At 37.2% G+C, this 20,729-nt stretch carries 16 protein-coding genes and 1 other RNA gene; 3 read left to right on the top strand and 14 right to left on the bottom strand.

The window, feature by feature from the left end; translation table 11 throughout:
• Positions 1-322: 322 nt before the first annotated feature.
• Positions 323-1,567 (bottom strand): IS110 family RNA-guided transposase, encoded by a 1,245-nt coding sequence (locus tag E2636_RS04925; RefSeq protein WP_134209225.1) that lies wholly within the window; start codon positions 1,565-1,567, stop codon positions 323-325.
• A gap of 1,103 nt (positions 1,568-2,670) precedes the next feature.
• Here E2636_RS04925 and E2636_RS04920 point away from each other — a divergent pair.
• Complete coding sequence (locus tag E2636_RS04920; RefSeq protein ID WP_134209224.1) at positions 2,671-3,270, top strand: hypothetical protein; 600 nt, start codon at positions 2,671-2,673, stop codon at positions 3,268-3,270.
• A 200-nt stretch (positions 3,271-3,470) separates the two neighbouring features.
• Here the strand turns inward: E2636_RS04920 and hutH are convergent, their stop codons facing one another.
• The gene (gene hutH, locus E2636_RS04915) at positions 3,471-4,976 is read right to left on the bottom strand and encodes a histidine ammonia-lyase (protein ID WP_134209223.1); all 1,506 of its coding nucleotides are present in this window, start codon (positions 4,974-4,976) and stop codon (positions 3,471-3,473) included.
• Between the two features lie 148 nt (positions 4,977-5,124).
• On the opposite strand from hutH, the gene E2636_RS04910 reads away from it, so the two are divergent.
• Entirely contained in the window at positions 5,125-5,610 is a 486-nt protein-coding gene (locus E2636_RS04910) for a DinB family protein (protein WP_134209222.1), read from the top strand.
• 274 nt (positions 5,611-5,884) lie between these two features.
• Entirely contained in the window at positions 5,885-6,052 is a 168-nt protein-coding gene (locus E2636_RS19305) for a GNAT family N-acetyltransferase (protein WP_243840729.1), read from the top strand.
• A 655-nt stretch (positions 6,053-6,707) separates the two neighbouring features.
• Here E2636_RS19305 and E2636_RS04900 read toward each other — a convergent pair.
• From E2636_RS04900 to E2636_RS04845, 12 genes are all read right to left on the bottom strand, one after another.
• Positions 6,708-8,018 carry a tyrosine-protein kinase domain-containing protein gene (locus E2636_RS04900; RefSeq protein ID WP_134209221.1) on the bottom strand — a complete coding sequence of 437 codons (1,311 nt, stop codon included), beginning with the start codon at positions 8,016-8,018 and terminating at the stop codon, positions 6,708-6,710.
• Positions 8,019-8,728: 710 nt separating this feature from the next.
• Positions 8,729-9,083, bottom strand: a transfer-messenger RNA (tmRNA) gene (gene ssrA, locus E2636_RS04895).
• A 156-nt stretch (positions 9,084-9,239) separates the two neighbouring features.
• A complete protein-coding gene (gene smpB / locus E2636_RS04890; protein WP_017379155.1) occupies positions 9,240-9,707 on the bottom strand; it encodes an SsrA-binding protein SmpB in 468 nt (155 codons plus the stop codon).
• Positions 9,708-9,759: 52 nt separating this feature from the next.
• Positions 9,760-12,081, bottom strand: a complete 2,322-nt coding sequence (rnr, locus tag E2636_RS04885; RefSeq protein ID WP_134209220.1) for a ribonuclease R — start codon at positions 12,079-12,081, stop codon at positions 9,760-9,762.
• A gap of 43 nt (positions 12,082-12,124) precedes the next feature.
• Positions 12,125-12,871, bottom strand: a complete 747-nt coding sequence (locus E2636_RS04880) for an alpha/beta hydrolase (protein WP_134209219.1) — start codon at positions 12,869-12,871, stop codon at positions 12,125-12,127.
• A gap of 359 nt (positions 12,872-13,230) precedes the next feature.
• Entirely contained in the window at positions 13,231-13,458 is a 228-nt protein-coding gene (gene secG, locus E2636_RS04875) for a preprotein translocase subunit SecG (RefSeq protein WP_017379158.1), read from the bottom strand.
• Positions 13,459-13,708: 250 nt separating this feature from the next.
• On the bottom strand, positions 13,709-15,004 hold the full coding sequence (eno, locus tag E2636_RS04870; RefSeq protein WP_134209218.1) for a phosphopyruvate hydratase: 1,296 nt from the start codon (positions 15,002-15,004) through the stop codon (positions 13,709-13,711).
• 3 nt (positions 15,005-15,007) lie between these two features.
• Positions 15,008-16,552, bottom strand: a complete 1,545-nt coding sequence (gene gpmI, locus E2636_RS04865) for a 2,3-bisphosphoglycerate-independent phosphoglycerate mutase (protein ID WP_134209217.1) — start codon at positions 16,550-16,552, stop codon at positions 15,008-15,010.
• Positions 16,545-17,306, bottom strand: a complete 762-nt coding sequence (gene tpiA / locus E2636_RS04860; RefSeq protein ID WP_134209216.1) for a triose-phosphate isomerase — start codon at positions 17,304-17,306, stop codon at positions 16,545-16,547. The genes gpmI and tpiA overlap by 8 nt, the downstream gene beginning before the upstream one ends.
• Before the next feature lie 12 nt (positions 17,307-17,318).
• The gene (locus E2636_RS04855; protein WP_134209215.1) at positions 17,319-18,506 is read right to left on the bottom strand and encodes a phosphoglycerate kinase; all 1,188 of its coding nucleotides are present in this window, start codon (positions 18,504-18,506) and stop codon (positions 17,319-17,321) included.
• Positions 18,507-18,648: 142 nt separating this feature from the next.
• On the bottom strand, positions 18,649-19,656 hold the full coding sequence (gap, locus tag E2636_RS04850; protein WP_134209214.1) for a type I glyceraldehyde-3-phosphate dehydrogenase: 1,008 nt from the start codon (positions 19,654-19,656) through the stop codon (positions 18,649-18,651).
• 18 nt (positions 19,657-19,674) lie between these two features.
• On the bottom strand, positions 19,675-20,706 hold the full coding sequence (locus E2636_RS04845) for a sugar-binding transcriptional regulator (RefSeq protein WP_134209213.1): 1,032 nt from the start codon (positions 20,704-20,706) through the stop codon (positions 19,675-19,677).
• Between the last annotated feature and the right edge of the window lie 23 nt (positions 20,707-20,729).

The raw sequence follows: 20,729 nt of genomic DNA, 5'->3' as shown, positions 1-20,729 counted from the left end.
AATTCGTAAAGTCCTTTTAATACATAAAGAGAAATATTAAGAAAACCGGGCAAGATAAGCCCGGTCCTTAATAGAAAACTTTCTATTAAAATCTAGGATTTCCGTTTCAGGCGGACGCTTTCTTACCACTAGTCAAGAGTTTTCCCATTTCTTTTTCAGAAAAAAATAGTGAAAATGAAATAGTAAGCGGTTGACTTCTGTTCCGTCGCTTGTTAAAAGATATTTGGCTTCACTATACCCTCAGAAATCATGATTTAACACACGGAACCGAAAAAATAAGCATAGTAAATAAACCTCACGATTTCTGTTTTTTTCGCAGGGGCTATTGTGCTATAGTTAGAGGAATCGTGTTACGAAACACTGCTGATTCGTACCGGTACAGGATGCCATTTTGGATAAGGTGAAATGCAACTTTCAAGAACTTATTCATACAGGCAATCATCGCAACCTTATGGAGCTTTCCATTGGGTTGCTTTTTTAATTTGTCGTAATAATCCACAATCGTATTTTGGGTCTTTGCCCGCAAGGAGATCATAGACCTGACCATTTGGAACAGGATTTTGCGCAGTCTTCTGTTTCCTCTTTTATTGATTTTATCCTGATGTTGGAGTTTGCCTGATTGATACCGTTGGATATCGATTCCTGCGTACGCATTGATTTGTTTCGAATTTTGAAAACGACGGATGTCACCTAACTCGCCAAGGATTTGAACGGCGGTGTTTTCACCGATTCCTGGAAAGGATTTGAGCACTTGAAATTCCACTCGATCTTTGGAAAGGTCGACCATCTGTTTGATGATTTCCTTTTTTTGAACCCGTAGTTCCTGAATGCGTTTGGCATATTGCTTCAAATGTTGACATCGCACATCTTTCGGTCCAATAGCCGAGTAGGAATTTTTAACAGCCATGAGAAGTAAAGTTGCTTTCTCTTCCGCTTGTTTGGCAGATAAGTTTTTGCGTGTTGCACGTTTGATTTGATCGCATAACTCCTCATTTGACAGTCCTCCTAAATAGGCCGGGTGCGGGAAGAGCTTCACGATATTTAAGAACAAAATGGAACTCTTCGAAAACACTTTTTCGAGCGTTGGAAAGCTCAACTGTAGGAAAGCGTGCAACCGATTAGAATGTTGACCGAGTTCTTTTTCAATATCCTCATAGTAGCGTCCCAACGCACGCATCTGTTCATAGTAGTCTTCTTGAATGTAGGTTTCTGGACGATCAATCCTAAAATGCGACCTGGCCAGTTCATGGGCATCACCGATATCCGTTTTCTGCCTGCGCATGGAGGCGGTTTGGAGTTTAGCCTCTAATGGATTGAGCCGGCTGTAAGGATACTGGTGTTCCTGAAGAAACTTCTCAAGACCTTGCGAATAGACACCTGTAGCTTCGAAAACAATTTCTGGAACCTGACCATCCTGTTCCGTTAAAGAATCAATGCGTTCTTTTAGCGATTGGAAACCGGTAAGAGTATGTTCCAATTCCCCTTCATACCTGCAGTGTTGATTGTGATCGTAGAGGACCATAGTGCTTTTTCCCATACTGACATCAAAAGCGATGACGTGTTTCATACTTCTCCTCCTGTTCATTCTTCATAGAAGTCCATCACAGTGCCTTATTGATTCCACTTTCTTATACACGGTCTCGAGGACCCAACATACTAAACTGATTCTTATAAGGGTGTGAAGTGAGTCGGTTTCCTGATTCGGATTCTCAGATCCCAGCGTCCGCTCGACTTCCCTTCACTTCTACAAAAAAATAGTAGCACAAACCATGGCCTTGGTCTGTGCTACTAATGTTAGTATGTTTCCGTGGGGCACGCCTTCAATCTCCTCGTCACTGCGTTCCTGCGGGGCTTTCAGTTCGCGCTAGTCCCACAGGAGTCGCCACCTTCCACTGCAATCATTCTCCTGTTTAATTTGAAAAATCTCCCTATCATTTAAATTGAAAGTACCCACATCAATACTTAGATAGGATTACTAAACAAAAATATATCACTGAATAAACTTCACTTCCACTGAAACTCAAGAGGTTCTTGTGTGCTAAAAAAGGAAATCACGCCTTTATATTTATAGGTTTAGCGTAAGTTCCACCGTGAAATTCTGTTTTAGCATGTTATTCTCCATACTAAACACCATGAACACGGGGTTCATGGTGTTTAGTATGGAGACTATTTTTAAGAAAAATCGAACATATTACACCCGGACCTTTTTTGTCTATAATGAAATTGAAATTTTATCGTTTACTCCTTTAAAAAGAACCGAATCGCTTACAGAGTAACATTCATTTTGCTGGTACAAACGTTTAAATAAATTGGAAAGTAGTAACAATCAACGTCATTTACACATACAAATTAGCATTGATTTCAACAGTGCTTTTTCGCGTTCTATTTTAATAAAATAATTTAAATCAAATATATGGTAATCTTATAAATAGAAGTATTGAATTAGGTGGCTCTTTTGTTATTCAACTAACTCGGTGGCGCGACAAGTTTTGTTATAAACACTAATGTGTGAAAAAACAAGGGATTTCTTCGGAAATTCTAACTTTATAACCGAGGATAGAAATGATAAAACCACGTGATAACTTCAAATGCTTACCTATTACTACCGTATATTGAAAGAAGGAATTAGGCTTATGGCAAAAAACATCCAATTTGAATTGGGAGGATTTTATGAAAAGAATATTAACTCTAAATACGGTATATATTATAGTAGCAATAATTGCCCTTGGTGCTTTGTTCATTCCTCGGGCAGTGGAAATATACAATCTTCGGATACAGGGAATAAATTATTTTACTAATAACATTGAAAATTATCACAATAATGCACACCCTATTGAAGGAGAATATACAATCGAGATTGATTTAAATAATCTGGAGAATAACAAAGGAAAAGTGCTTTTTGATGATGGAGAAAATCAAATTTACCTGTCGAAAGTAATCGCTCATAATACAAAGGAATATGAATTATTCTTTAGGTCAAGTGGAAGTTCTAGTTTAGGTGGTGCAACAATAATATCAGGTGTTGAACACAAACATAATAATGATGGTTTAATAAGTAAATTTCAAGCGAAAGCAAAAGCAACGTATAGAGGTGATACTTATAAATTAAGTCCTTCTGAATATTCAGGCTTAAACTACAGTGATGTAGATGAGTTTGGTTTTTATCTGGAGTTACCAGAAGAGTTAGTTCCTGATTTTGAAGAAGAAGGAATGATTGATGTAGCGGTTACAAACTTATATATAAATTTATGGGCAAAGAAATCATTTTGAACTAACGTTAGTTGAATAAGACTTATATGTGTGAACACTCAGCTTTATGGCTAGGTTTGTCAAATTCACATTTATTATCTTGTTGAAATTTTAATGCGACCAAATAACAGACAAAAAGAGCCTAATTCATATGCGAATTTGTGCTCTTTTGATATTTCCCCATTTGATTGACTCTTTCCTTAAATCACAGGGATAGAATATTAGTTTAAATAAGTGGTAAAGCCAGTTTCTTTTTGCAAGTATGCACTAATTCTCTCTATATCTATGCTGAAAATACGATCCTCATCAATAGATGGTGTAAATGTTCTATATTCTTTCCATTTGTCTTGTAGAGATGGGGACATTTTTTCTTTTCCTCGATACTCAGTTCCTTGAAGTGCACAGAATGTTTCAATCGCTAACACACGACGTGCATTTTGAATAATGGTACCTGCATGGCGTGCACCAATCGTTCCCATGCTGACATGGTCTTCTTGATTTGCTGAAGATGGTATTGAGTCAACAGATGCAGGATGAGCAAGTGTTTTATTTTCTGAAACTAAACTTGCTGCTGCGTATTGTAGAATCATCGCACCAGATTGCAGTCCCGGTTGTGGACTTAAAAATGGAGGCAGCCCTTCATTTAAATAGGGATTTACAAGGCGTTCAATACGTCTTTCTGAAACGTTAGCAAGCTCGGCTACGGCAATCTTTAAGAAGTCCATTGCAAAGGCAATTGGTTGTCCATGAAAATTACCACCAGAAATAATGACTTCGCCATCTTCAAAAATGAGCGGGTTATCTGTTGCCGCATTCATTTCAATTTCTAACTTTTCTTTTACATAGCCAAGTACTTGCCAACTAGCCCCGTGTATCTGTGGAATGCATCTTAGGGAATAAGCATCTTGAACACGTTTTTGTCCTTGGACAGTAACTAGTTGACTCCCTTCTAACCATACAAGCATTCTTTTGGCTACATCAACTTGTTCTACGTAACCACGGGCTTTATGAACAGCTGGATGAAAAGCATCTGTAATGCCATGAAGCGCTTCCATCGTCATCGCAGCAATCCATTCACTTTGATAAGCTAGCGTCTCTGCTTCTAACCAATTTACGACTCCTTGTGCAGTCATCGCTTGAGTCCCGTTAATTAATGCGAGTCCTTCTTTGGCTTCAAGAACAAGTGGTTCAATGGCATGTTCAGTCCATAGATCTGAAGCTGCTATATGTTGTCCATCTCTCCACACAAAACCTTCACCAACAAGAACAAGGGCCAAATGCGACAAAGGGGCTAAATCACCAGATGCACCAAGAGATCCTTGAGAAGGAATGACTGGATGAATAGAGTGATTAACCATGTACGCTAAGCGTTCCAAAACGTCTACACGAATTCCTGAGAACCCTTTTAATAAGGCGTTTAATCTTAAGACAACCATTGCACGCGACACACGCTCTTCAAATGGTTCACCAATTCCGCAAGCATGTGAACGTATTAAATGAAGCTGCAATGCACGCACGTCTTCTTCATTAATACTAACATCACTAAATTTACCAAATCCTGTATTAATACCATATACGGTGCGACCTTCTTTTACGATTCGTTCTACCGCTTCACGACTATTTTGCACGCGAATTAACGCATTTTTATCTAATTCTATTTTTTCATTTTGAAATAAAATAGAGCGCATTTCCTCAATATTTAAATTCTCACCTGTTAATAAGATCATGTTGAACACTCCTCTACATCGAGTATAAGGGTGCCACAATAGAACTTCAATAACTATTTACCAAATTATAACAAGATGCAGTGGTAGTGTATTACTTCATTAAAGTGTTAACATAGAAAACATTAACATTTTTAAAGGAGGTCTTATAATGGAATGGCAATCGATGTTTCGATATCATAAATGGGCGACTCAAAAATTATTAGATCATGTTGAGTCACAAGATGCTTCGGTTTTTCATCAAGAGGCAAAGAATTCTTTTAAATCAATCAGTGAAACGTATTCACATATTCTGAGTGTAGACTACATTTGGTACAAACGTTTAACCGGGAATGAGAAACCCGAATGGCAAGTATTCGATGTAAGTAAGGTGTCAATCACGAAAGATGGTTTTTCACAGTTACACAAAGAGATGGTACAATACTTTGGAACACTGACAGATGATCAGTGGAAAGAAACCTTGCACTTTACAAATATAAAAGGCGATCCGTTTTCAAATACACGAGAAGAAATGTTCTTTACGTTCATTAATCATTCTTCATATCATCGTGGCCAAGTGACCTCGTTTTTAAGACAGTTTGACATAAAAGGTATTGCAATTGATTATATTTATTTTACTCAAGAAACGGACAGTTAGAAATTGGGGGTAGAGATATGTCATTTCCCATATTAGAAACAAAAAAATTAGAACTGATAGAGTTTAACACATCAACGCCTCTACTCTTTTTAAACAATTCTAGCGTGAAGATGTGACTCGATATTAAGGGATGGATCCATTTGTTGAAGTAGAACAAGCGGAGAAAATGATACAGTCTTTTGCAACAAACATGGAAAAAAACCATTCGATAGGAACTTCAAGTTAAAGAATCTGTAGAACTGGTTGGTACGATTGGCTTGAATAATCTCCAGCTTTGTGTAAAAAATGTGAGGTAGGTTATGACTTACATCCTAGTTATTGGAGCAAAGTATACATAAAAGAAGCATTAGGAGCTGTTTTACCGTATTGCGTTGAAGAGCTAACGCCTTTCCGGGATCGTGAACTAACTCTAGCGCGAGGAAAGAGAACATACCAGAAATGAATATCTTTTTAACATTTAAAAATTAAGAGGATGCCCAAGTTAAGATGGGCATCCTCTTTTTCCTATGTTACTTATTTATATGAATTATAGCTGTAGGATTTCACTTTATTTGGAGAGATGTTTCTCCAGCAATGTAACTTGGAAAGAAAGACAACAAGAGATGAACCACCGATGTTTTAAACGGAGATATAAAAAGTACGTGATAGATATTGTACTCTTTCCCATTTAAACCAGAACTCAATACATCAATTTTAATATAGTTTCCATCTGTTACTTCGCTAAAATGACATCGGGAAAATAAGAAGGTTCATTAAAAAATTAAAAAACCTACTACTTTATCTTAGTAGGTACGTTAGTTATTCACTAGTTATATTTTTTCAGCAACTTCTCTCATATTTAAACTTTGAAATGCTAAATGATCTTTACATATTCACTAATTATAGTGTTTTATTATCATATCAATTATTTCTGATTTACTATTGAACATCATCACGTCAATAATTGATAGACCATTTTGTTAGACTGGTTTTGTGAAAATTGGTGTGGAATAGCCACAATATAAGTAACTCCGTTTTGGACTACATTTTGAATTAGAAGGAAAGTTTCTAATCCCAGTAAAATATGATTGTGTAAATACTAACATATGCTACCTTCCTTAATTGTAGTAAGAATTAGAACGAATTGACTGTTTTGATTTATTGAGAATTGAACCAATTAGTGGTGCTTGAACTTTTTTTAACTGTTCAATTGAATGAATAGACTGTTCGAGTTTAGAAGTCTCCGCATTCACTACATACAAACACCCGTCTACATTTGTCGATATATGAAGTGTATCGGCAACAAGCATGGGGGGTGTATCAATTATAATTATGTCAAACTGTTTCTTTAATTCTTCTATAAGTTGAGTGAATTTCTCTGAAGAAATTAGCTCTGCTGGATTTGGAGGAACTGGACCTGCACTAATAAAGTAAAGGTTAGGCACTTCAGTGGGTTGAATGATATCTTGCAAATTGTACAAGCCTGTCACATATGAGGTAATACCTATACGTTTTGGTAATTGAAACAGTTTACGCCCATTTGCTCTTCGTAAATCAGCATCAACATAAACTGTTTTTTTCTGATCCATCGCAAATACAATGCTTAAGTTTGCGCTCACGTAAGATTTACCGTCGCCAGATTCCGCACTCGTCACAAGTAGTGTTTTCGCTTGTTGTTTTGAAAGTAAATAAAGTAAATTTGCTCGAAGCGAACGAAATATTTCTGTAAAAACATCATTCGATTCTAATTCATATATAAGTTTTCCTTCTCCAGAAGGAATCATACCGATTACAGGTATGCCAAGTGCTTTTTCAGCTTTTTCGGGAGAGTCAATTATTGTATAAAACATTTCTTGGATTAGAACGAAAATATAACTTACCAAAAATCCGATAATTGCAGAAATGATAAAAAATAATGTTGTAACCGGCTTAATTACTTTTGTATCTTGACCTACAGTTGCTTCACTTAATATATGAACATTTTCTAAGTTCATAAGCGTTTTTATTTCTTCCTTAAAAGTAGTGGCAATGGCATTTACTAATGCCACTGCTTTTTCCGGTGTTTTTTCTTCAACCAAAATGGTTAAAATTTGTGAATTTATGTTTGATTCGATTTTCACCATTTGATTTAGTTCATCTTTTTTATACGCTTCCTTAAGTGAATTGTTTACTTTATTTAATATCCGATTACTTTTCATCAAATATTTATATGTTTCAATAAGGCGTAAATTTGCATCAATCTCTCCACTCGACACAATATTTGTAGTAGTGAAATTTACAAGTACATCTGTTTTCGCTTCAAACTTTGTAGGTATCGCAAAACTCGCAAAGCCTCCAATAAGCATTATATTTAAAGTAACCAGTAAAATGATTTTCTTCTTCTTTCTAAATAAGTTAATAAAATCACGAATTTCCATAGTTCTATTCATGAAAGTTAATATGCCCCCTTGCCTTTAAAAAATCGCTATAATTGTGAGCATGATGATTTTTATATCTAATTGGAATGAACAGTTTTTTATCAACATAAAAAAAACTATGCTCGTTTTAAGTACCGTTTTGAATTGGTGATATCATAAATACATAATCTTCCGATATACCGACAGTCCATTTGTAAGCAGTTTTAATTGATTTATTTGGTTGGTCTTTTTAACTAACCCGTTCATTTTTGTTTAAATATTAAGGATGGCCCTGAAAAAACAAGTAAGCAGAAAAAGATTAGTAGATATAATGGGACTTGAATAAGTAATAATAAAAAAGAACTAAACATATTGAAGAAGCGTTTACCAAATTGCTCATAAAAACAAGAAAATATTGTGCTATATGTAATAAACGAATTTTTCCCAGGTTTCACTATTTTCCCACACATTTTAACAATAATAAATTAGTCAACTTAGTCAATTATATGCAAGTACCTTACTATAATAACTACTTATATACCTCTCTTTTCTTTCTTTATTTAAATACGAGAATAATACAGCCATATACTCACTTATATCTCATCTACTAGCAAACTAAAAGACAATTCCATTAAAATGTTTATCTCTTGGCATACAATTAGACAACAAAAAAACACGTCTTTCGAAGTTAATCGAAAGACGTGCTTGATTGAATAGATTATATCCACCTACATAAATCATGTAAATGGAGACGGCGGGAATCGAACCCGCGTCCAGAAACTCTAACACTTAAGCTTCTACGCGTGTATCTTGCCTATTAAATTTCGCGCAGCATTATGCCGACAAGCGGGCGTCTTGTGCGCTAACTTGGAAATCTCTTCTTGTCGACTCAAGTCGCATCGACAATCGTATCCCACTAAAAGTGAGCTCGTACATGACCACATGGGCGATGGCCAAGACAAGCAACATCGTCAGCTTACGCTGCGAATGCTAGGTTTTGGTTTTTGCCAATTATTATAGAGTGCCGTTGATACGGAGCCGAGCCCTCCGACGCGCAACTTAAGCTCAGACTATCCCTGTCGAATCCGTAACGTCCCCTTAATAAATGAAAATCAAAAAGGCATGCTCAAAAAATTGCTATCGCTATTCTTTGTTCCTTCTTGAATTCTTATTGGAAGTTCGGGTGTACTACATGAAAATCTGGCAAAGTAGTAATTTCATTATAAGACAAAATTGGTCAAACTTCAAGTATTATTATTCTTGGTTTCGAGACTTGAATGCTCTTGCCATATCACGTTTAGCTTCTTTATTTTTTAAATCCTCACGTTTATCGTAAGTCTTTTTCCCTTTACCCATACCAATTAATACCTTGGCAAAGCCATCTTTTAAATACATTTTGATTGGAATGATTGAAAAACCATCTCTTTTGGAAAGACCGATTAACTCATTAATTTGCTTCTTGTGAAGTAACAGCTTCCTTGAACGTAAAGGTTCATGATTAAAACGATTCCCTTGTTCATAATGACTGATATTCATATTGGAAATCCAGGCTTCATTGTTGCGAATTCGCACAAATGCATCTTTCAATTGAACTTTACTTTTTCTTACAGATTTAATCTCAGTACCTTGCAATACGATACCAGCTTCAATCGTGTCTTCAATATAGAAATCATGATTCGCTTTTTTGTTTTGCGCAACGACTTTCCCTTGACCTTTTGCCATTTGTGTACACCTCGCTGTTTTGAAAAGAGCGGTTTATCACCGCTCTAACTCCTTACTTTTTCTTTCTTTTACGACCTTGACCTTGTTGTTTTTTGGCAATGCCTTCGAAATATTTTTTCTTTTGTTTTACTTCTTTTTTCTGACCAGGTTTTGAAGAATTATCAGATGAACGATTCCCAGAACCTTCTTTACGTTTTGCTTGAATCACTTTTGGTGCTTCCTTGCGTGTACGTGGGAATGATTTATTCATTCCTACGATTTCAAAATCAATCGCAGACTCTTCCGGTTTAACAGACGTAACACGAACTGTTACTTCATCTCCGATGCGGAACTGTTTGCCTGCTCGTTCTCCTAGCATCATCATTTGACGATCATCAAATCGATAATAATCATCTGTCATATTACTCACATGGACAAGGCCTTCAATGGTGTTTGGAAGCTCAATAAACATACCAAAATTTGTGATTGAACTTACAATCCCTTCAAACTCTTCACCAATTTTATCAACCATAAATTGTGCTTTTTTCAATGATTCTGTATCTCGCTCCGCTTCAACTGCACGACGTTCACGTTCAGAAGTATGGTCCGCAATTTCAGTCATAATCGCTTCCCAATGGGCGATGGTCGGTTTTGATACATCTTTATTAATTAAATATGTGCGTATTAAACGGTGCACAATTAAATCTGGATAACGTCGAATCGGTGATGTAAAGTGTGTGTAATAATCGGTTGATAAACCAAAATGACCGAGACTCTCAGAGTAATAACGCGCTTGCTGCAATGAACGAAGCATCATAGTTGAGATAACAGGCTCTTCAGGTAATCCTGCAATAGACTCTACAATTTCTTGTAAAGCACGCGGGTGTATTTCATTACCAGCCCCTTTTACAACAATACCAAAGTTCGTTAAGAATCCAAAGAATCGCTGAAGTTTCTCAGGTTTTGGATCTTCATGAATACGGTAAATAAACGGCACGTCCATCCAGTGAAAATGTTCTGCTACAGTTTCATTTGCAGCTAACATAAACTCCTCTATTAAACGCTCAGCTACAGTTCGTTCTCTAATGACAACATCTGTCGGCCAACCTTCTTCGTTAACAAGAATTTTTGATTCTTTAAAGTCAAAATCAATTGCTCCACGATTTGCACGTTTTTCTCGTAAAACAGCAGCAAGTTCCACCATTAGGTCAAACATCGGTACTAAATCACTGTATCTCTCAAGTAAAGCTTCATCTTTTTCTTCTACAATCTTGTAGACATCTGTATATGTCATTCGTTCTTTTGTTTTAATAACACTTTGGAAAATTTCGTGTGAGACCACTGTTCCGCTACCATTAATCACCATTTCACAAGACAAAGTTAAGCGGTCTACTTGTGGATTCAATGAACAAATACCGTTTGATAAACGGTGTGGAATCATAGGAATAACTCGGTCCGTTAAGTAGACACTTGTCGCCCGGTCATATGCTTCTGTATCCATAGGTGAACCTTCGGTAACATAATGACTTACGTCAGCTATATGAACTCCTAGTTTGTAGGTACCATCTGCATTCTTGGTTACTGTAACCGCGTCATCTAAGTCTTTTGCATCTGCGCCATCAATTGTTACTATGACTTCATTTCGAAGGTCACGTCGACCTTCTAAATCAGATTTTGCAATTTCATCCGGTACTGTATTGGCTTGATCTAAAACTTGTTGTGAAAAGTCGGTTTCAATACCATGTTTATGAATAATAGATAAAATATCAACACCAGGATCATTTTTATGTCCTAGAATTTGTGTCACCATACCAGTTGCAGAATTACGACCTTCTGGCCATCCCGTAATTTCAACTATTACTTTATGTCCATCAGTCGCACCAAGTGTGTCTTCTTTTGCGATAAAAATATCCATTGATATTTTTTTATCATCAGGAAGAACAAAACCAAATCCTTTATTGTCTTGGAATTGACCCACTACTTTTGATATGCCTCGTTCTACAATTTTGGTAATAGAGCCTTCACGTCGGTCTCCAGAACTATTACTAGAGACACGCACAAGGACGATATCTCCGTTCATTGTCCCGTTAACTTCAGTAGGTGGAATAAAAATGTCCCCCATACCTTCTTCATCAGGTGCAACAAACCCAAACCCTCTAGCATGTCCAATAAATTTACCTCTTAGTAGATTCATTCTTTCAGGAACACCATAACGATTTGATTTTGAACGAATTACGTATCCTTTTTCTTCTAGACGGACGAGTGTCTTAACTAATTCTTTAAATTCATCCGCATTTTCAAATCCAAATTGACTCTCAAACTCTTGTACAGTCAAAGGTCTATAGTCCTCTTCACGCATGAAATCCAGTAAACGCTGTTGTAAATTTTGTTCCATCTTTCATCCCTCCTTTTTATAGCGTGTGCGAGTGAGACAGTTTTTACTCCTGCCACTCTAATGACTGTAAAAATCCTAGTATATCCTCATGTAATTGTTCTTTTTCAAGATCAAGCGTAATCACATGGCCTGATTTTTCATACCATTTGATTTCCTTTTCAAATGATTCTGCCTCATCATAAATGATATTGGCTGAGTTTGTATCAATCACGCTATCTTGACGTCCTTGAACAACAAATAGTGGCGCGTATATATGATCCACATTTTCACGAACGTCATACACAAGGCTTCGTAAATCAGGTAGAGACTCCATCGAACTCTCTTGAAGAACTTCTACTTCTTCTTCGATAAGAGATGCGTCTTTTCCTTCAAAGCGCTTATAATCTCTTGCATATTTTAAAACTCCTTCATACATAAGTTCTGTTGTTTTCATAGACATAGGAGCACACATTGTCACAATTCCTTTTATAGGAAAGGTATACCCTAATTTCAATGAAAAAACACCACCTAATGATAATCCAGCAACAGCAATTTCTTCATAGCCAGCTGCTTTTAATTGGTCATAGCCACTTATAACGTCCTGCCACCAATCGGTAGGTCCTGTTAAAATTAATTCTTCAGGCGGTACACCATGTCCTTTATAGTGAGGTGCCAGACTAGTATAGCCATTTTTCTCTAAAAAACGACCAAGCATACGCACATCTGACGAATTTCCTGTAAATCCATGTAGTAATAATACAGCTCTTTTACCCGCTTCAAAAAAGAACGGTTTGGGTTGCGCGATTCGCATTAAAAAGACCTCCATCTAATAAGAGAAGTGAAAAGCGCTAATCTAGCTCTACTTTGGCGAAATAGATGTGAGGAGCTTACAACATGACGTCATGTCGCAACGCCTACATGGTTCACATCCTGTTGGCCAAAGCTTAGGAGCGAGCTAACGCTTGGAACTAGACATAAATACTCTGTTTTTTATACTGATTTCTAACATGTTTCAATATTAATCAGTGCTAGCAAAACACAGTGTGCATCTATAATGATGCACGTTAAAGTTTTTCTTATACTAATGTAATTTCCTACCTTTTTCAATTAATAATCAGTATAAGAAAACGCCTAACCAATTTAGTCGGTCAGACGGTTCGTATGTGTTTATTATAATTTCGTTACGGCAATTGCCAAAATAAAAAATAATACAGCTAATACAATCGTTATTCGGTGTAAGACAAGATCAATTCCTCTTGCTTTTTGCTTCCCGAAAAGTTGCTCAGCTCCGCCAGAGATGGCACCTGATAAACCTGCACTTTTCCCTGATTGTAACAACACAACAACGATTAATGCTAACGAATTGATGACTAGTAAAGTCAATAACAACGCATGCATTTGTTCCACCTCCCGATCAGAAACATCACAACAAATACTATTTTACCAAATAATAGAGTCAAGCACAATAAACATAGAGAAATACATTAAGAATTCTGTTTGACAATATAGACAAGTATAATCGCTTAATCTATATTCAATACTTTTTAGAAATTTAAGGTGCATCTCTTTAAATAATTACCCTATAATTTTAATGTTAATGTGCAATTAAAAGCCGGACACAATTTAAAGTCGTGTCCGGCTTTCTACTTTATTTTTTTAAGTTGTAAAATGTTTTCAATCCTAAGTATTTAGACGTATCAAATAGTTGATCTTCAATACGCAACAATTGATTGTATTTCGCAACTCGGTCAGAACGAGATGGTGCACCCGTTTTGATTTGTCCAGCATTTGTAGCAACTGCGATATCTGCAATGGTCACATCTTCAGTTTCACCTGAGCGATGAGAAATCACTGTAGTATAGCCAGCGCGTTTCGCCATTTCAATCGCATCAAACGTTTCAGTTAATGTACCTATTTGATTTACTTTTATTAAGATTGAGTTACCTACACCTTCTTTAATTCCCTTAGAGAGTTTCGTGGTGTTGGTAACGAACAAATCGTCACCAACAAGTTGAACACGATCGCCTAAACGTTCTGTCAATAATTTATGACCAGCCCAGTCGTTTTCATCCAAACCATCTTCTATTGAAATGATTGGATATTTGTCGCATAGTTCAGTATACCAATTAACCATCTCTTCAGAGGATTTTACAACCCCTTCTCCTACTAAGTGGTACTTGCCATCTTCTTTATTAAAGAACTCAGAAGAAGCTGCGTCCATAGCAATAAAAATTTCTTCCCCTGCTTTATATCCTGCATTCTCAATCGCAGTCAAAATGGTGGTAATAGCTTCTTCATTGGAAGCTAAGTTAGGCGCAAATCCACCTTCATCACCCACAGCTGTATTCAATCCTTTTTCTTTCAAAACAGATTTTAAGCTATGGAAAATTTCAGCACCCATTTGTAGTGCGTGACGGAAAGATTCTGCTCCTACAGGCATTACCATAAATTCTTGTATATCAACGTTGTTATCTGCATGTGCTCCACCATTTATGATGTTCATCATTGGAACTGGTAATTGTTTTGCATTGAATCCACCTAAGTATTGGTATAATGGAATGTCCAAGAAGTCTGCTGCTGCATGAGCAACTGCCATTGAGACACCAAGAATAGCATTTGCACCTAGGTTACCTTTATTATCTGTACCATCTAGTTCAATCATAGCTTGATCAATGGATACTTGATCTAGAACCGAATATTTTTCTTCAAGTTCATCTGCAATTGCTTCATTTACATTTTCAACAGCTTTTAACACACCTTTACCAAAGTAACGTCCTTTGTCACCATCACGTAGCTCTACGGCTTCATGTTCTCCAGTGGAAGCACCAGAAGGTACCATTGCACGACCAAATGCGCCACTTTCTGTAAATACTTCGACTTCAACTGTTGGATTTCCGCGAGAATCTAATACTTCACGAGCTTGTATTTGTGTAATAATTGACATGTTTTAAGTCTCCTCAGTTTTCAGTAATGTTTTACCTGTCATTTCAAATGGTGGCGTAATTCCTAATAAGTGTAACATGGTTGGTGCTAAATCGGCTAAAATGCCATCTTCACGTAGCTCTATTCCTTTTTTTGTAACAATAACAGGAACTGGATTAGTTGTATGAGCAGTCATAGGTTGACCTTTGATTGTTAAGACTTCATCTGAATTCCCATGATCTGCCGTGATGATAGCTGTTCCACCTTTTGATAATAGTGCATCAACAATACGTCCTAAACATTCGTCAACCACTTCAATCGCACGAATCGTTGGCTCAAGCATACCACTATGGCCCACCATATCAGGATTAGCAAAATTCAATAAAATTCCATCAAAACGATCTGATGAAATAGCATCTAACAAAGCATCGGTCACTTCATAAGCGCTCATTTCTGGTTGTAGATCATACGTTGCAACTTTTGGTGAATTAATTAATATTCGTTCTTCACCTGGAAAACGTTGTTCTCGTCCACCACTCATAAAGAACGTAACATGTGGGTATTTTTCCGTTTCAGCTATTCGTAATTGTGTTTTGCCATTTACTGAAAGAACTTCCCCAATCGTATTGACTAAGTTGTCATTCTCATATGCTATAGATGCAAAAACTTGGTCACTATAAGAAGTAAACGTAACAAACTTTAAGTCAGTTGGATGTTTAGGACTCAGTGAGAATGATGCATCGCAATCAGAATTTGTAAAAACAGATGATAATTGAATCGCTCGATCCGGTCTGAAATTAAAGAAAATAACAGCATCTTGTGTGTCAATCGTTGCGATTGGTTGTCCTTTTTCTTCAATGACAAACGGTATAACAAATTCATCTGCTACTTGATTATCATAAGAAGACTGAACTCCAGCAACAGCTGAAGTAGCTGATTCGCCTACACCGTCCACTAATGCGCGATACGTTTTCTCTACACGTTCCCACCTGTGATCACGATCCATTGCATAATAACGTCCACTTATAGTAGCAAACTTACCTACACCGAGATCAGACATTTGACGTTCGGTTTCTTCGATATATGCAAGTGCAGTTGTTGGACCAACATCGCGTCCATCTAAAAATCCATGAACAAATACATCTTCAACTCCGTGCATTTTCGCTATTTGCAGCAAAGCAAATAAGTGCTCGTAGTGTGAATGAACGCCACCATCAGATAACAAACCCATTAAATGGAGCTTTGAACCATTTGCTTTTACATGTGCAATGGCTTCCATAAACGCAGTATTTTGGTAAAAATCGGTATCCACAATCGATTTATGAATACGTGTTAAATTTTGATAAACGATACGTCCAGCGCCAATATTTAAATGTCCAACTTCCGAATTCCCCATTTGTCCTTCAGGAAGTCCTACTGCCTTCCCTGAAGCAATCAAGGACGAGTGAGGATAGTCATTCCAAAAGCGATCAAAATTTGGTTTTTTCGCTTGCGCCACTGCATTACCAAAAACCTCGCTACGAAGAGCAAAGCCATCTAAGATAATCAGTGCAACTGGTAATTTAGACATTGGCACCAGCCTCAAGTAATTTCAGGAATGAGGGAGCTTGTAAGCTTGCGCCACCAACTAGGGCACCATCAATATGTTCCATCAATAATAATTCTACAATATTTTCTGGTTTAACAGAACCGCCATATTGAATACGTACAGCATCCGCCACTTGTTGACCAAATAACGATTCTACTTTCGAACGAATTGCCCCACACACTTCATTGGCATCTTCAGATGTAGCTGTTTTACCAGTACCAATCGCCCATATTGGTTCATATGCGATGACCGTTTGTTTCACTTGTTCTTCAGTCAAGTCAGCTAGGCCTTTTTCTACTTGTCCTTCTACCTTCGCTGTCGTGTTACCTGCTTCACGCTCTTCAAGAGTTTCACCTACACAAACAATTGGAGTTAATGAATTGGCAAATGCCGCATGCACTTTCTTATTGACAGCTTCGTCTGTTTCATTGAAATATTCACGTCGTTCGGAGTGTCCTACAACAACATATTCAACACCTAAGTCTGCTAATTGAACTGGGCTAACTTCACCAGTAAAAGCACCTTCATTTTCAAAGTGCATCGTTTGAGCACCTACATGTACAGCTGATCCAGATAATAATTGTGTTAATTGTTCAAGAAAAAGTGCCGGAGCACAAATCACTGTATCCACTTTCACAGAATCTGGCGCTAAACCTTTTACTTCTTCAGCAAATTGTTTCGCTTCAGATAAAGTTTTGTACATTTTCCAGTTACCAGCAATAATGGGTTTTCGCATGCGAATTCCTCCTTAGTTTTGATCGTTTAGTGCTACTACTCCAGGTAAGTCTTTACCTTCCATGAACTCTAATGAAGCTCCCCCACCAGTTGAGATGTGATCCATTTTATCAGCTACATCAAATTTTTCAACAGCTGCAGCTGAATCGCCACCACCGATTACTGTATAGGCTTGTGTTGCTGCCATAGCGTTTGCAACACCCTTCGTTCCTTCTGCAAATGGCGCCATTTCAAATACGCCCATTGGACCATTCCAAATGATTAGTTTTGAATTGGCAATGACGTCTGCATATTGAGAAGTTGTTTTTGGACCAATATCAAGACCCATCCAGTCAGAAGGGATTTCATCAATGTTCACTACTTTTGTCTCAGCATCTTTTGAAAACTCACTTGCAACAACTACATCCATAGGCAAGAATAAATTCACACCTTTGTTTTTTGCTTTTTCGATAAATGATTTGGCTAACTCAATTTTATCTTCTTCCACTAATGACTTTCCAATATCGTAGCCCTGTGCTTTCGAAAACGTATAAGATAAGCCTCCACCGATTAATAAGTTATCCACTATGTCTAACAAATGATCAATAACGCCAATCTTATCTTTAACTTTTGCACCACCGATAATAGCAGTAAATGGACGCTCTGGTTTAGATAATGCTTTCCCTAAAACGTCTAATTCTTTTTCCATTAACAATCCAGAAACTGCTGGTATATGTTTCGCAATGCCTTCTGTAGAAGCATGGGCACGGTGCGCAGCTCCAAAAGCATCATTTACATATACATCTGCCAGTTTAGCGAATTGCTCTGCTAATGCTGAATCGTTCTTTTCTTCCCCTTTATGGAACCGGACATTTTCAAGTAATACAATGTCTCCTTTTTCCATTCCAGAAATCGCAATTTCTACTGACTCACCGATTGACTCGTCTAGTTTTTGTACTGGTTTATGTAATAACTCACTTAGATGAACACCAACTGCAGTTAAGCGGAACTCTTCATGAACTTCTCCTTTTGGTCGACCCATATGACTTGCTAATATTACTTTTGCACCTTTGTCTACCAAATGTTGAATGGTCGGGAGTGATGCACGAATACGTGTATCGTCTGTAATCATTCCATCTTTCATCGGGACGTTAAAGTCAACTCTGCAAAATACACGTTTACCTGCAAAGTCCACTTGGTTCATTGTCTGCTTTTGTTTCATGAATTCTCCTCCTTCAATGCTTAAAAAATAAGGAACGGAGTATACCTCCGTTCCTTTTACTCAACTCTATTATAGTGGTTGTCGCAAATGTTCGCTATAAATATAGTCAAGATTCATTCTAGCTCAAAGTTAGAATTTCCTATTACAGACCTTTTTTGTACATGTGTAATGCAAGGTCTATACAACGTGCCGAGTAGCCTGTTTCATTATCATACCAAGATAAAACTTTAACCATGTTTTTCTCAAGTACCATGGTTGATAGTCCATCTACAGTTGATGAAGCAGCGTTGCCGTTATAGTCACGAGATACTAATGGTAATTCGTTATATTCTAAGAATCCTTTTAATTCATTTTCAGATGCTAATTTAAAGGCTGCATTTAGTTCTTCAATAGTTACATCTTTTTCAAGCTCTGCAACTAAATCCACAATAGATACATTTGGCGTTGGTACTCGAACTGCCATGCCGTCTAATTTCCCTTTTAATTCAGGGAGCACTAACGCTACTGCTGCTGCTGCCCCAGTTGAAGTTGGAATCATAGATTCCGCGGCTGCACGTGCACGTCGATAGTCTTCATGTGGGAAGTCTAAGATTCGTTGGTCATTTGTGTATGAATGAATCGTTGTCATCATAGCACGTTTAATTCCAAAATTTTCATGAAGTACTTTTGCAACTGGTGCTAAACTATTTGTCGTACAAGAAGCGTTTGAAACCACATGATCTGTTTGTTCGTTATAAGACTCGTGATTAACACCCATAACGAATGTCGGCATTCCACTTTTACCAGGTGCTGAAACGATAACTTTCTTGGCTCCTGCTTCAATATGTTTACCAGCAGATACGGTATCACGGAAAATACCTGTAGCTTCAATCACGATATCAATTTCAAGCTCTTTCCAAGGTAAAGCTGAAGGATCTTTTTCAGCATATACACGAACTTTTTTGCCATCCACGATTAAATAGTCACCATCAGAAGTAACATCCGCATTAAAAATACCATGTATTGAATCATATTTTAGTAAATGAGCTAACATCGCTGCATTAGTTAAGTCGTTAATCGCCACTATTTCCACTTCAGGTTGTTTCATTGCTTCGCGGAACACCACGCGTCCTATACGTCCAAATCCATTAATAGCTAATTTTAAAGTCATTTATTTTTCCTCCTAATTTTAATTACTCATAAGTTGAGTTATGTTTTTTGCTGCACCTTCGTCTGTAATTAATACCGTTTGTCGGGGAGCATGTTTTAAATAAGACAGAATGGCCGAAGCTTTAGAAGCTCCACCTGCCACTGCAAGTAAATGTCGAGCTTGTTTAAGTTGCTTTAATTGAATTCCAACTGTTCGAATGCGATGAACCGCTTTACCTTGTTCGTTAAAGTAATAACCAAAAGCTTCTCCAACAGCTTGCATCTGAGAAATTGTATCTAGTTCTTGTTGACTCGAATTTCTACGTCGTGCCATTTCTTTAGCATCGCCTATACCGTGTATGACAATGTTCGTATTATCATATAAATCCATCATTTCCTTTATTACAGGTTCTTTAATCATTGTCTTATATGCTTTTTCACTTAAATGATCGGGTAAGTAAAGAGTTCGAGAAGTCCCACTTGCTTGTAGGGCGAATGCTGATGCTATATGATTCGCTTGTAATTCTACGTTTTCCCCAATTCCTCCACGTGCTGCAACAAACACTAAATTTTTAGGTTTGATATGCACAGATAAATGATCTGTAATAGCGGCAATTGTACTACCACCCGTAACAGCGACAGTATCTTGATCTTGTGATAACAACTCGAGTTGCTTTGCTGCTTCCTGACCAATTAACGACTTGGCATAGCTTTCTATTTCACTGTCACCTGGAACGATGATTACTTGAGCTAACTTAAAAGTCTGTTCCAATTGTCTTTCCATCTCACCTAATCCAGATAATTCATGAACTAACACTTTTAAAGTGTGTAACACAGCATTACCTTCTTGTGTAATTTCCATCCCATTTGCCAACACGTGAATTAACCCTTGTGCTCGCAATATATCTGATTCTCTTCTAGTCTCGCGTTCAGTTGCATGAACAATTTGTCCTAATGCTCTACGTCCAATCCCAGCAGACAGTTGAATTGTCATTAATAATCGATATCTCTTTTGTAGAAGTGCCGTCATTTCAGGTAACAATTTTTGTTGTGCTCCTAGTAATTGATCCATTGCATTCTCCTTCTAAATAAGTG

It is taken from the genome of Paenisporosarcina antarctica, assembly GCF_004367585.1.
GTDB lineage: Bacteria > Bacillota > Bacilli > Bacillales_A > Planococcaceae > Paenisporosarcina > Paenisporosarcina antarctica.
The sequence above is the reverse complement of the archived record's forward strand: the minus strand, read 5'-3'. Positions and strand labels throughout refer to the sequence as shown.

Bases quoted from the DNA above. Each gene is read 5' to 3' on its own strand.
- eno (WP_134209218.1), bottom strand. From the start codon at position 15,004: ATGTCAATTATTACACAAATACAAGCTCGTGAAGTATTAGATTCTCGC.
- gap (WP_134209214.1), bottom strand. From the start codon at position 19,656: ATGACTTTAAAATTAGCTATTAATGGATTTGGACGTATAGGACGCGTG.
- hutH (WP_134209223.1), bottom strand. From the start codon at position 4,976: ATGATCTTATTAACAGGTGAGAATTTAAATATTGAGGAAATGCGCTCT.
- gpmI (WP_134209217.1), bottom strand. From the start codon at position 16,552: ATGTCTAAATTACCAGTTGCACTGATTATCTTAGATGGCTTTGCTCTT.
- E2636_RS04910 (WP_134209222.1), top strand. From the start codon at position 5,125: ATGGAATGGCAATCGATGTTTCGATATCATAAATGGGCGACTCAAAAA.
- E2636_RS04900 (WP_134209221.1), bottom strand. From the start codon at position 8,018: ATGAATAGAACTATGGAAATTCGTGATTTTATTAACTTATTTAGAAAG.
- E2636_RS04880 (WP_134209219.1), bottom strand. From the start codon at position 12,871: ATGCGAATCGCGCAACCCAAACCGTTCTTTTTTGAAGCGGGTAAAAGA.
- E2636_RS04925 (WP_134209225.1), bottom strand. From the start codon at position 1,567: ATGAAACACGTCATCGCTTTTGATGTCAGTATGGGAAAAAGCACTATG.
- rnr (WP_134209220.1), bottom strand. From the start codon at position 12,081: ATGGAACAAAATTTACAACAGCGTTTACTGGATTTCATGCGTGAAGAG.
- smpB (WP_017379155.1), bottom strand. From the start codon at position 9,707: ATGGCAAAAGGTCAAGGGAAAGTCGTTGCGCAAAACAAAAAAGCGAAT.
- E2636_RS04855 (WP_134209215.1), bottom strand. From the start codon at position 18,506: ATGAAACAAAAGCAGACAATGAACCAAGTGGACTTTGCAGGTAAACGT.
- E2636_RS04845 (WP_134209213.1), bottom strand. From the start codon at position 20,706: ATGGATCAATTACTAGGAGCACAACAAAAATTGTTACCTGAAATGACG.
- E2636_RS04920 (WP_134209224.1), top strand. From the start codon at position 2,671: ATGAAAAGAATATTAACTCTAAATACGGTATATATTATAGTAGCAATA.
- tpiA (WP_134209216.1), bottom strand. From the start codon at position 17,306: ATGCGAAAACCCATTATTGCTGGTAACTGGAAAATGTACAAAACTTTA.
- secG (WP_017379158.1), bottom strand. From the start codon at position 13,458: ATGCATGCGTTGTTATTGACTTTACTAGTCATCAATTCGTTAGCATTA.